Source organism: Corallococcus sp. AB049A, assembly GCF_003668885.1.
Classification (GTDB): Bacteria; Myxococcota; Myxococcia; order Myxococcales; family Myxococcaceae; genus Corallococcus; species Corallococcus interemptor.
The window spans coordinates 1-10,764 of the sequence record NZ_RAWL01000303.1 but is presented as its reverse complement, the minus strand read 5'-3'; the positions used below and the strand labels follow the sequence as shown (position 1 = coordinate 10,764).

Genomic DNA, 10,764 nt, shown 5'->3' with positions numbered 1-10,764 from the left:
GGTGGGCGTCGTCCTCGACGATGAGGATGGAGGGGCGGGTGGAGGAGGGGGGCGGCGTCTGCGTCGTCATCGGCGCGTCTCGGGAAAGGTCAGGGCGAAGGTCGTGCCTTCAGGGCCGGAGGAGGCCACCTGGATGCTGCCCTGGTGCAGGCCCATGATTCTGCGGCACAGCGCCAGTCCCAGGCCACTTCCATGCACCTCCGGCCCGGGAGTTGTCAGACGGTAGAAGTCCTGGAACACGCGCTCCCATTCCTCGGCGGGGATGCCCACGCCGTTGTCGCTGAAGAGCACCGTGGCCCCGAAGCCCGGCTGGGGGTAGGCGCGGACGGTGAGCACCACCGGGCTGCGCAGGTTGTAGAGGCAGGCGTTGCGGCCCAGGTTGGCGAAGAGCATCCGCACGAGCGACGCGTCCGCGTCCAGCTCCACGTCCCCCACGTCCGAGCGCAGCTCCACCGGCACCGTGACGGCGTCCATCAGGTCGTCGCGCAGGTTGCCCACCGCCTCCTCCAGCCGCACGCGCGCGGGCCTGAGCGCCCACCGCCCCTTGTCGATGCGGTTGAAGGACAGGATGTTCTCCACCAGGAAGTGCAGCCCTTCCGCCGCGCGCACGATGCGGGTGGGGTAGTCCCCGGCCTCCGGAATCTGGCCCAGCCGCCGCTCCAGCGTCTCCCCCAACAGGCGGATGGACGCGAGCGGCGTGCGCAGCTCGTGCGACACGGTGGAGACGAAGTCGCTCTTGAGCTCCACGAAGCGGTACTTGCGCTGCTGGGCCACCACCGCCAGCGCCGCGATGGCCGACGCGAGCGCGCCACACGCGGCGACGAGCAGCGTCTTGAGGCCGTATCTTGCCTCGATGTCCGCCTCCGCCGCGGCCCAGCCGGGCGTGGCCACCTCCAGCCCCGGGTGCTTCAGGGGGCGCGCCACGCCGCCGGGCCCCAGCCGCACCTGGCCGTCCTTGGGGATGAGGTTGCGCCCGCGCAGCTCCTGCGTCAGGTCCGACAGCAGCGCGGACATGTCCACCGCCAGCCCGTGCACCTGCTCGGCCGCGGGCTCCACGTACCACTGCTCGGCGAGCAGGGTGGGGCCGTCCAGCGGCTCCGGCAGCACCAGCGCGCCCGCGCCGGCCTCCTGCACGCGCGCCACGAAGGCGTCGGAGGGTTCCTTCAGCGCGCGGCTCAACGACACGATGCGCGCCTGGAGGAAGTTGAAGTCCGGCTGCGTGAGCTGGGACCGTGCGCGCAGGAGGTTGCGCTGCAGGCCCGCGTCGCGCGACATGCCGCCCAGCTCCTCCGCCAGTCCTTCACGCACCAGCGCCCGGATGAGGGGCGGCGTGTCCTCTCCGCGTTGCAGGTACTCCACCATCAAGAGCGTGAAGGGCAGCTCCTGATCCGCCGGCAGCGGGTGCGCCGCGTGGTAGCGCAGCAGGGCCTCCACCGCCGCGTCCTTGCGCGCCTCGCTGCCGGAGACCAGGGCGGCCTCCGCCGCGCGCAGCCGGGCCAGCCGCTCCTGGAAGGGCGAGGGGGCCTGGCCGTCCTCCAGCGCGTGCGCCAGCATCGTGTAGTTGGCCTGGGCCGGGACGTCCGTGCCCTCCCGGGGCCAGTCCACGCGCGGCAGGAACTGGTGGCCCCGGAAGAGCAGGTAGTAGCCCTCCGCGGCCATCAGCGGATCCCCCACGGCCGAGTTGAGCTTGGGCAGGTGGGTCTTCATCCGCTGCGCCAGCGCGGTGCGCAGCGACTCCGCCGCCAGCTGCTCCAGGGCAATGCGCCGCGAGCGCACCTGGGCGCGGGCGTCCTCACGCTCCTGGGTGAAGATGCGTTGGAGGCTCACCAGCCCCCAGCCGAGGGCCAGCAGTCCACAACCCAGGGCGATCAATGTGGGGAGGAGTCGGCGCAGCATTCGCGTCCTGACGGACTGTAGCAGTGTCGACGGGATTGCGGGCTTGTGGCCTCCAGGGTGAATAAAGTGGAGGAGGCCCGCGTCCCCTCGGGGGTCTGGAGATCGGAGACGGAGTCATGGGTTCTCGATGGTGGATTGGTGTGATTGTCGGCCTGGCCACCCAGGGGGCGTTCGCGCAGACCTCGCCGGTCGCGGCGGATGACTGGGGCGACGACGGGTACGAGCAGCAGCAGTCCAACGCGGACGATTCCGGGCCCATCGCGCCCTCGCCGCCTCCCGACCTGCCGAACGAGTCTCCGACCCCCCGGCCCTATGCCGGCGCGGTCTGGACGTCCGGGCACTGGTACTGGGACGGCGACAGCTGGCAGTTCAAGTCCGGCGGCTGGGTGGAGCGCATGCCCGGCTACCAGTACATCAACGGCTACTGGGCGGAGGACGGCGACGTCTATCGCTGGGTGTCCGGCGGCTGGGCCCCGGAGGGCTCCACCGAGGTCGAAATCCCCATCGAGGTCGCCAGCGAGGACGTGACGGCGACCCGGGCGCCTCCGGCCCTGCGCGTGGAGACGCCGCCCCCCGCGCCGGCCGTGGGCTACACGTGGGCGCCGGGCTACTGGTACTGGGGCGCCAACGGCTACGAGTGGGTCTCCGGCACCTGGATGGAGCCGCCGCGTCCGGGCCTGGTGTTCGTGTCGCCGCACTGGGTGCGCCGCGGCCTGAGCTGGGTGTTCGTGGGTGGCGGCTGGGGCTACAACGGCTCGGTGCGCGTCGTCGTCCCGGTCTACCGCCACGCGCACATCTCGGTGTCCTTCGGGCGGCCGAACCTGTTCCTGCGCTCGTGGTACCGCTACCCGGGCGTGTCGTGGCGCTACTACGGCTACGGCCACCACCGCTACCGCCCGAACTACCACTACGCCCGCCCGGGGCCGTACCGGTACGGCCCGCGCTCGCATGACGCTTCGCCCGGCCGCTACAACGGCCCGTCGTACGGCGGTGGCCGCGGGGGCTACAGCCGCCCCGGTCCGTACCGTCCGCAGGGCAGCGGCGCCCACTCGTCGAACAACGGCGGCGGCAACAGCGGCGGCTGGGGTGGCACGCGCAGCCCGCCTCCGGGTGGGAACGGAACGCGCGGCGGTGGCGGCGGCGCTGCCGAAGGTGACGGAGGACCGGGTCTCGGCCCTCCTGGGCGTGGGAATCGCGGCGGTGACGGGCGTGCTGGCGCTGGTGCTGAAGCGGCGCGCGGTGTCACAGGCGGATTTGAAGGCGGCGTTGAAGGTGGTCGGTGTGGTCTTCGCCCTCAGGGGCGTGGGCGTCGGGCTGGGGTTGGCGTGGGTGGTGTCCCGGGGTTTGAGCGCGATCGCGTTCGTGGGCGGCTTCTTCGGCGTCTACTTCGCGCTGCAGTGGATTGAAGTCAGCTACGTGATGGCCGCGTCGAAAGACACGGCGGGCGGAGACGAGTGATGCGCAAGGCAATGGTGCTGTTCGCCTGTCTGTTCGCGGGCACCGTGTGGGCCTCCAGTCAGGCCGGCGAGCACGGCGTGGCGAACGAGGACAAGGACGCCGAGGGCGAGGACGTCGCCGGCTACATCCTCCACCACGTGTCCGACTCGAACGAGTACGAGTTCGAGGTCCCCCTCAGCCACAACCACATCCCCATCCACCTGCCGCAGATCCTCATCCCGCTGAAGGAAGGCGCCTGCACGCCGGTGGCGGATCCGCACGGCGGCCACGGCGAGGTGTACCCGGGCCTGGGCGCCGGCTGCCTGGACCTGTCCATCACGAAGCACACGGTGATGATGTGGCTGGCGGCGCTGCTGCTCATCGGCTCGCTCATGATTTGGAGCAACCGCGACAAGACGAAGCTCGTGCCGCGCGGCGCCGGGGCGAACCTCTTCGAGATGCTGGTCCTCTTCGTTCGCGACGAGCTGGCCATCAAGAACATCGGCAAGGAGGAGGGCCCCCGCTACGTGCCCTACCTGCTGACCGCGTTCTTCTTCATCCTCTTCATGAACCTGCTGGGCCTGTTCCCCTGGATGGCGACCGCCACGGGCAACATCGCCATCACCTGCGGCCTGGCGCTGTGCACCTTCTTCGTCACGCAGGCGGCGGGCATCCGCGCGGCGGGCATCGGTGGCTACCTCAAGCACCTGACGGGCGGCGTGGCTCCCTGGCTGTGGCCCATCATGATTCCGGTGGAGTTCCTGGGCCTGTTCACCAAGCCCTTCGCGCTCACCATCCGTCTGTTCGCCAACATGCTGGCGGGCCACATCGTCATCTTCTTCCTGCTGGGCCTCATCTTCATGCTCCGCAACCCCGCGGTGGCGCTGGTGAGCGTGCCGTTCGCCTTCGGCATCTACCTGCTGGAGCTGTTCGTGGCCTTCGTGCAGGCGTACGTGTTCACCATGCTGTCGGCGCTGTTCATCGGGATGAGCGTGGCCATGGGCCACCACCACGATGACCACCACGAGGGTGGCGCCAGCCACGACCACGGCAAGGCCCACCACCTGGGCTGAGACAAGTTGACGGGGCGCCCGCCGGAAACGGCGGCGCGCCCCGGTTGAAGACCCGGCGATTCGAAAGGTCGCCGGAGGTAGTCCTGAAGGGCCCCCACGACCCCCCCACAAGCGGGTCCCGCATCACGAAAGAAGACGTGCTCCCATGACCAACCTCGCTCTTGCCTTCCTCGCCGCCGGTATCGGCGCTGGCCTCTCCATCATCGGCGCCGCCCTCGGCATCGGTAAGCTGGCCGCCGCCGCCATGGACGCCACGGGCCGTCAGCCGGCCGCTGGTGGCGACATCCGCACCACGATGATCATCGCCGCGGCCCTCATCGAAGGCGCCACGCTGTTCGCGCTGGTCGTCTGCATCCTGCTCGCCATCAAGGCTTAAGGCCGGCAGGCCGCGACGGGAGCCGGCGTCCTCTTCGGGAAGAAGGGGCGCCGGCGTTCCGGCTTCACCGCCTCACGCTGTCCCTGTCTCACCTGAAGTTCCCCGCATCCTCCCTCTGTCTTTTCGCTTCACCGGGACCCGCCATGTTCCTGCCCTCTGTCCTCGCCGCCAGCAGCTTCGTGGAGGTCCGTCCGGGCCTCATCTTCTGGACCATCGTCACCTTCGTCATCGTCCTCCTGGTGCTGCGGGCGAAGGCGTGGGGCCCCATCCTGTCGCTCGTGGAAGAGCGCGAGAAGCAGATTGCCAACGCCATCGAGAGCGCCAAGCGTGAGCGCGCCGAGGCGGAGAAGCTGCTGGCCGACCAGAAGACGGCCATCGCCGAGGCCCGCCGCGAGGCCGCGGAGACCACCCGCCGCGTGCAGGCGGAGTCGGAGAAGTTCCGCGACGAGCTGATGGCCAAGAGCCGCAAGGAGGCGGAGGAGCTGAAGCTGTCCGCCCGCCGCGAGATTGAAGACCAGAAGACCAAGGCCATCGCGGAGATCCGCGCCATGGCCGTGGACCTGGCCGTGGAAGTGGCCGGCAAGCTCATCAACGAGCGCATGGACGACGCGAAGCACCGCGCGCTGGCCGAGCAGTTCGTGCAGGGCCTGCCCGGCGCCACCAGCGCCACGGCGACCCGCCGCTCGGCCTAAAGGCCGGGAGTCTTTCGCCGCGCCCGCCTGTTCCAGGATTCCATCATGGCTCTCTCCATCGGCATCGTCGGTCTGCCCAACGTGGGCAAGTCCACCCTGTTCAACGCCCTGTCCGCCGCGGGCGCGCAGGCGGCGAACTATCCGTTCTGCACCATCGAGCCGAACGTGGGCGTGGTGCCGGTGCCGGACGAGCGCCTGGACAAGCTGTCGGCGCTCATCAAGCCGCTGAAGAAGATCCCCACGTCGCTGGAGTTCGTGGACATCGCCGGCCTGGTGCGCGGGGCGTCCAAGGGCGAGGGACTGGGCAACCAGTTCCTGGGGAACATCCGGCAGGTGAACGCGGTGCTCCACGTGCTGCGCTGCTTCGAGGACGACAACGTCACCCACGTCGAGGGAGGCGTGAACCCGGTGCGGGACCGGGACGTGGTCGACACGGAGCTGTGCCTCAAGGACCTGGAGACCGTGGAGAAGCGCCGCGAGCGCTCGCTCAAGAACACCAAGGTGGGCGGCAAGGCGGGCGAAGAGGCCAAGGCCGAGGTCGCGCTCCTGGAGCGCATCAAGGCGAAGCTGGATGAAGGCGTCACGGTGCGCGCGCAGAAGCTCACCGACGAAGAGAAGGCGGCCATCCAGGACCTGTTCCTGCTGACGGACAAGCCCGTGCTGTACGTGGCGAACATCAGCGAGAAGCAGATTGGCAAGGAGGACGCGGACCCGCGCGTGCAGGCGGTGCGCGAGATGGCCGCGAAGGAGGGCGCGGGCGTGGTGGTGCTGGCGGCGGCGCTGGAGTCTGAAATCCAGCAGCTCCCGGAGGAGGAGCGCCCCAGCTTCCTGGCGGACTCCGGCCTGACGGAGCCGGGCCTGCACAAGGTGGTGCGCGAGGGCTACAAGCTCCTGGGCCTGTGGACGTACTTCACCGTGGGCGAGCAGGAGTGCCGCGCGTGGACCATCCACAAGGGCTTCAAGGCGCCGCAGGCGGCGGGCGTCATCCACTCCGACTTCGAGCGCGGCTTCATCAAGGCGGAGGTCTTCTCGTGGACCGACCTGGTGAAGCTGGGCAGCGAGTCGGCCGTGAAGGAGAAGGGCCTGCTGCGCGTGGAAGGCAAGGAGTACGTCGTGCAGGACGGTGACTGCATGCACTTCCGCTTCAACGTCTGACGCGGTTGCGAGTCCTGAAGTGACGACGGGCGCTGCCTTCCACTCACGGAAGGGGCGCCCGTTTCGTTTGCTTCGCTAGCGCGGGCCGCTCAGCCACGTATAGCCCCACAGGCCCACGGCGAGCACGGCCAGCACGGTGGAGAGGATGGCGGAGCGCTTCGTGCGGCCGGCGGGGTCCGGGTATTTGAGGGCGTACCTCCACACGCCGCCCACGCGCAGGGCCAGGAAGAGGGCCAGGAGGACGGGGCCCACCACCTGCCAGCCCTCGGGGCGCTTGAGGATGACGATCCACGAGGCGATGAAGGCCACGTTGCCGAGCAACATCAGGGCGGGATAGGGCAGCGTCGGACGGGAGGTGCTCACGGGACCGCCAGTGTGTGCACGGGTGCCCGGAGCGCCAAACGGAAACCCGCGCGGCGTGCACGCCAGGTGACAGCCGCGCGGGATGTTTCACGGTGCTACCGGGCCGGGGGCTCCACGTAGCGGGCGCGGGGGCGGAGCAGGTGTCCCTGTTCGCGCTGCTCCAGGACATGGGCGACCCAGCCCGCGGTGCGGCCCAGGCTGAACAGCACGGCGGCGGCGCCGGAGGGCAGGCCCAGCGCGTCCGCGAGCATCACCAGTCCCCAGTCCAGGGACGGCGGCGGATGGCCGGCGTCCTTCATGGTGTCCATGACGGCGCGGGCCACGCGGACCTTCAGGGGCTCGGGCTTCACGCTCAGCGCGGCGGCGACGAGCGGGGGCACGCGCGGGTCGCCCTTCTTGTAGAGGCGGTGGCCAAAGCCTGTCACGGCCTCGCCCCGGCGCAGGCGGCCGTGGATGACCTGCGCGGCGCGTTCAGGGCGGCCGACCTCCGCGATGAGCGCCTCCACTCGGTCGCAGGCGCCGCCGTGACGGTGTCCGGAGATGGCCGCGAGCGCCGCGCTGATGCACGCGTAGAGGTCCGCGCCGGAGGAGGCCGTCACGCGGGCCGCGAAGGTGGAGGTGTTCAGCTCGTGGTCCGCGCAGAGCACCAGCGCCAGGTTGATCAGCTCCCCGGTCCGCTTCGGCTTCGCGTCCCACGCAGTGGTGAGTGACGCGGCCATCGTGGGTTCCTTCAACGCGCGCGCCACGCGGCCGGGGGCCTGCGCCACGCAGACCCACGCGCCCAGGTGGCGGATGAGCCGGCGTGCGCGCGCCATGTCCTGCTCCACGGGCGCGGCGAAGCGGCCCGCGTCGCTCGCGGCGAGCAGCGGCACCAGCGCGGCCAGCGCGGAGAGGGGAGGGGTGTCCTTGGGCAGCATGGCCGCCAGTGACGTGGGCGTCAGGGATGACGGCGGTGCTTCCGGCGCGGGCCACACCGTGGGCTCCCGTGGCAGCTGGCCGGTCCACAGCAGCTCCGCGATGGACTCGAAGCCGTGGCCTCGCGTGGCCAGCTCCACCGCGTCGTGGCCCCGGTACGCGAGTCCATCTTCGCTGATGCGCGACACCGACGAGTCGATGACGGGCTCGCCCCAGCGCAGCGCTCCGGACGCCACCGCCGCGTGGCCCGCGCGGGCGTCGTGGCGCGTCTTCAGTTGCTCCACGTCCGCGCGCAGGTAGCGGTTCTCCTTCGTGCCCTTCTCCGGCACGCACCGCACGAGCCCCCGGCTGACGTACGTGTACAGCGTCGCCCGCTTCACTCCCAGGAGCGCGGCCGCCTCCTCCGCGCGCAGCAGCTCCTCCTCAACTGGATGGTCGAATCGAGATTGAGAACGACCCCCTGCACGACGCACCATGGTTCACGTGCCTCCCTGGCGCGGAGTCTCGACTCGACTGGACCATCTTGTCGAGCCGAGCCGCTCCAGGCGTGGGGCATGACCTGGCGGGGAGAGCGACCATGAACGTGGATTTTGGACGGACGTCGTCGGACTACGCGAAGTACCGGGCAGGCTTCCCGGAAGCCTTCTACACACGGCTCGAAAAGGACGGCGTGCTCACGCCCGGCCTGCGGGTGCTCGACCTGGGCACCGGCACCGGCACCGTCGCGCGCAACCTGGCCCGGCGGGGGCATGCCGTCACCGCCCTGGACGTGTCCGCGCCGCAGCTGGAGGCGGCCGCGCGGCTTGCCCGGGACGAAGGCCTCACCATCGACTTCCGTGAGGCGCCCGCGGAGAACACCGGGCTGCCTTCGGGCGCGTTCGACCTCGTGTTCGCGGGGCAGTGCTGGCACTGGTTCGACCGCGCCGCCGCCGCGCGCGAGGTCTTCCGCCTGCTCAAGCCCGGCGGGAAGTTGATCCTCTGCCACTTCGACTGGATGGCCCTGCCCGGCAACCTGCTGGAGGCCACCGAGGCCCTGGTGGAGGAGTTCAGCCCCCGCGTCCAGCTGGACGTGGAGCGCTTCAGCCAGGGCCTGGGCATCTACCCGCAGTGGTTCCGCGACGTGGGCGTGGCGGGCTTCCAGTCCATCACGTCGTTCACCTTCGACACCTTCACGCCCTACACCCACGAGGCGTGGCGTGGACGGATGCGCGCCAACGCGCGGGTGGGCGCCATGCTCAAGCCAGAGGAGGTGGTCCGCTTCGACGCCGCGCTGGGCGCCATCCTCACCGCGCGCTTCCCCCAGGAGCCGATGCCCGTTCCCCACCGCGTGTTCGCGCTCGTCGCGGAGCGCCCGTGACCCGGGAGTCCGCCATGGCCTCGCCCCACCTCGTCCACGCCGAGGATGTCCCCTGGACCGAGCTCGCCCACGGCAGCCGCGTGGCGCTCAAGCGCAAGCAGCTGGGCGTCTTCGCGGGCGCCGCGCCCGGGGGCGACAAGGCGTCGCGCACGCTGCACGCGTATCTGCCCCTGGACGCGCAGGTGGATTACTGGGAGGGCGAGGAGCCCTGATAGGGTGCGCGGCCCATGGCCTCCCTGCTGGATGCGCTCGACCGCGAGCGGCTGCTCAAGGACTCCGCCGACGCCTCCGCGCGGGTGCCGAAGGGCGAGCCTCCCCACGTGTCGTTGTTGAGACTGTGCGACGCGGGCCTGCTCGTGGGTGGGCTCACCGTGGGTCATGGCGTCCGGCCGGATGAGCTGGTGGGCCCTTTGACCGCGGCCATGGGCGGCGCGGCCCGGAAGCTCAAGGTCGTGGACGTGCGCGAGCGCCCCGCGCTGGAGCTGCACGTCTCCACGGGCGACGTCACGGAGCGCTGGGAGGTGGAGGACGTGTCCGCGCTGGTGCACAACCTCAACGACCTGTACCGCGACGCGGCCGACGTGCGCGCGGTGGCGGTGCTGGGCGAGTGGGAGGATTCGCTCCAGCTGCTCTGCGTCGAGCGCCGCGCCCTGGGCCGGCTGTTGCGGCAGCCCTTCTTCGCGCCCGTCAACGCGCGGGGGCTCCAGGACCTGGTCCCGTCCCGCTGAGACGGGGAGCCTCCCTCGACCCCGGACGCCCGGTGGGGCACCATGGGGGCATGCGCATCACGCTGGCTCTCATCGTTGGACTGCTCCTGGCGCAGGTCGCTCGCGCGGAGCCGGATTCCTTTGGCCTGGGGACGGGACGCGACGGGGTGCTCACCCTCAACGCGGGGCAGGGGCTTGCCCTGAGCCCGGCGGTCCCGCTGGGCCGGAGCGTCGCGGCGGGGAGCCAGCAGCTGACCGTGTCCGGCTTCAAGGTCTCCTCCGGCGACCTGGTGATGATCCACGACAGCACCGGCCTGTCGCCCGCGCCCGAAGTGGGCAACGCGAAGGGGGTGTCCCTGACGGGAGCGGTCTCACTGGGACGCTGGGAGATGGCGCGGGTGGAGGCGGTGTCCACCACCGTGCCCACGGTCCTGACGCTGACCGCGCCGCTGCGCTACGCGTACGCCACGGGGCGCGCCCAGGTGGTGCGCGTGGCCGAGTACTCCGACGTCGTCATCGAGGCGGGCGCGCGGCTCTCCGCGTCGTCGTGGGACGGCAAGTCCGGCGGCATCCTCGCGATGCTGGTGATGGGCAAGATGGTCAACGACGGCCGTGTCGACGCGGACGGCCTGGGCTACCTGGGCGGTGTCTTCCAGGCCGACGGCGCGGGGCTGGCGGGCTGCACCGGGCTTGAGCTGGATCCAGGCAAGGGCGGCGCCGAGCGCGGTGAAGGCGTGGCGGGCAAGGTCTCCTCGCGCGGCATCACCACCGGACGCGGCAACCTGGGCAATGG

General features: G+C 70.8%; 11 protein-coding genes and 1 pseudogene. 9 read left to right on the top strand and 3 right to left on the bottom strand.

The genetic code is table 11. The features are described from left to right. Positions 1 to 66: 66 nt before the first annotated feature. Entirely contained in the window at positions 67 to 1,896 is a 1,830-nt protein-coding gene (locus D7X55_RS27345) for a HAMP domain-containing sensor histidine kinase (protein ID WP_120547825.1), read from the bottom strand. Positions 1,897 to 2,012: 116 nt separating this feature from the next. On the opposite strand from D7X55_RS27345, the gene D7X55_RS27340 reads away from it, so the two are divergent. From D7X55_RS27340 to ychF, 5 genes are all read left to right on the top strand, one after another. Then, positions 2,013 to 3,302 carry a YXWGXW repeat-containing protein gene (locus D7X55_RS27340; RefSeq protein ID WP_233610098.1) on the top strand — a complete coding sequence of 430 codons (1,290 nt, stop codon included), beginning with the start codon at positions 2,013 to 2,015 and terminating at the stop codon, positions 3,300 to 3,302. A gap of 51 nt (positions 3,303 to 3,353) precedes the next feature. Next, the gene (atpB, locus tag D7X55_RS27330) at positions 3,354 to 4,406 is read left to right on the top strand and encodes a F0F1 ATP synthase subunit A (protein WP_120552182.1); all 1,053 of its coding nucleotides are present in this window, start codon (positions 3,354 to 3,356) and stop codon (positions 4,404 to 4,406) included. A gap of 145 nt (positions 4,407 to 4,551) precedes the next feature. Continuing rightward, positions 4,552 to 4,782, top strand: coding sequence for an ATP synthase F0 subunit C (locus D7X55_RS27325; protein ID WP_120529618.1), 231 nt, complete (start codon positions 4,552 to 4,554; stop codon positions 4,780 to 4,782). A 143-nt stretch (positions 4,783 to 4,925) separates the two neighbouring features. Beyond that, a complete protein-coding gene (atpF, locus tag D7X55_RS27320; protein ID WP_121724590.1) occupies positions 4,926 to 5,474 on the top strand; it encodes a F0F1 ATP synthase subunit B in 549 nt (182 codons plus the stop codon). A gap of 45 nt (positions 5,475 to 5,519) precedes the next feature. After that, positions 5,520 to 6,629, top strand: coding sequence for a redox-regulated ATPase YchF (ychF, locus tag D7X55_RS27315; protein ID WP_120552180.1), 1,110 nt, complete (start codon positions 5,520 to 5,522; stop codon positions 6,627 to 6,629). 75 nt (positions 6,630 to 6,704) lie between these two features. On the opposite strand, the gene D7X55_RS27310 is transcribed toward ychF, so the two are convergent. After that, complete coding sequence (locus D7X55_RS27310; RefSeq protein ID WP_199747159.1) at positions 6,705 to 6,992, bottom strand: hypothetical protein; 288 nt, start codon at positions 6,990 to 6,992, stop codon at positions 6,705 to 6,707. A 95-nt stretch (positions 6,993 to 7,087) separates the two neighbouring features. Further along, the gene (locus D7X55_RS27305) at positions 7,088 to 8,383 is read right to left on the bottom strand and encodes a citrate synthase (protein ID WP_120552179.1); all 1,296 of its coding nucleotides are present in this window, start codon (positions 8,381 to 8,383) and stop codon (positions 7,088 to 7,090) included. A 101-nt stretch (positions 8,384 to 8,484) separates the two neighbouring features. Here D7X55_RS27305 and D7X55_RS27300 point away from each other — a divergent pair, with 101 nt between their 5' ends. From D7X55_RS27300 to D7X55_RS27285, 4 genes and pseudogenes are all read left to right on the top strand, one after another. Continuing rightward, on the top strand, positions 8,485 to 9,264 hold the full coding sequence (locus D7X55_RS27300; RefSeq protein ID WP_120552178.1) for a class I SAM-dependent methyltransferase: 780 nt from the start codon (positions 8,485 to 8,487) through the stop codon (positions 9,262 to 9,264). A 14-nt stretch (positions 9,265 to 9,278) separates the two neighbouring features. After that, a complete protein-coding gene (locus tag D7X55_RS27295; protein ID WP_120552177.1) occupies positions 9,279 to 9,476 on the top strand; it encodes a hypothetical protein in 198 nt (65 codons plus the stop codon). A gap of 15 nt (positions 9,477 to 9,491) precedes the next feature. Then, a complete protein-coding gene (locus D7X55_RS27290; protein ID WP_121724589.1) occupies positions 9,492 to 9,992 on the top strand; it encodes a hypothetical protein in 501 nt (166 codons plus the stop codon). A gap of 50 nt (positions 9,993 to 10,042) precedes the next feature. Next, positions 10,043 to 10,764, top strand: a pseudogene (locus tag D7X55_RS27285) (hypothetical protein); the annotation flags it as partial.

Bases quoted from the DNA above. Each gene is read 5' to 3' on its own strand.
- D7X55_RS27325 (WP_120529618.1), top strand. From the start codon at position 4,552: ATGACCAACCTCGCTCTTGCCTTCCTCGCCGCCGGTATCGGCGCTGGC.
- D7X55_RS27340 (WP_233610098.1), top strand. From the start codon at position 2,013: ATGGGTTCTCGATGGTGGATTGGTGTGATTGTCGGCCTGGCCACCCAG.
- D7X55_RS27290 (WP_121724589.1), top strand. From the start codon at position 9,492: ATGGCCTCCCTGCTGGATGCGCTCGACCGCGAGCGGCTGCTCAAGGAC.
- ychF (WP_120552180.1), top strand. From the start codon at position 5,520: ATGGCTCTCTCCATCGGCATCGTCGGTCTGCCCAACGTGGGCAAGTCC.
- D7X55_RS27295 (WP_120552177.1), top strand. From the start codon at position 9,279: ATGGCCTCGCCCCACCTCGTCCACGCCGAGGATGTCCCCTGGACCGAG.
- D7X55_RS27345 (WP_120547825.1), bottom strand. From the start codon at position 1,896: ATGCTGCGCCGACTCCTCCCCACATTGATCGCCCTGGGTTGTGGACTG.
- atpB (WP_120552182.1), top strand. From the start codon at position 3,354: ATGCGCAAGGCAATGGTGCTGTTCGCCTGTCTGTTCGCGGGCACCGTG.
- atpF (WP_121724590.1), top strand. From the start codon at position 4,926: ATGTTCCTGCCCTCTGTCCTCGCCGCCAGCAGCTTCGTGGAGGTCCGT.
- D7X55_RS27300 (WP_120552178.1), top strand. From the start codon at position 8,485: ATGAACGTGGATTTTGGACGGACGTCGTCGGACTACGCGAAGTACCGG.
- D7X55_RS27305 (WP_120552179.1), bottom strand. From the start codon at position 8,383: ATGGTGCGTCGTGCAGGGGGTCGTTCTCAATCTCGATTCGACCATCCA.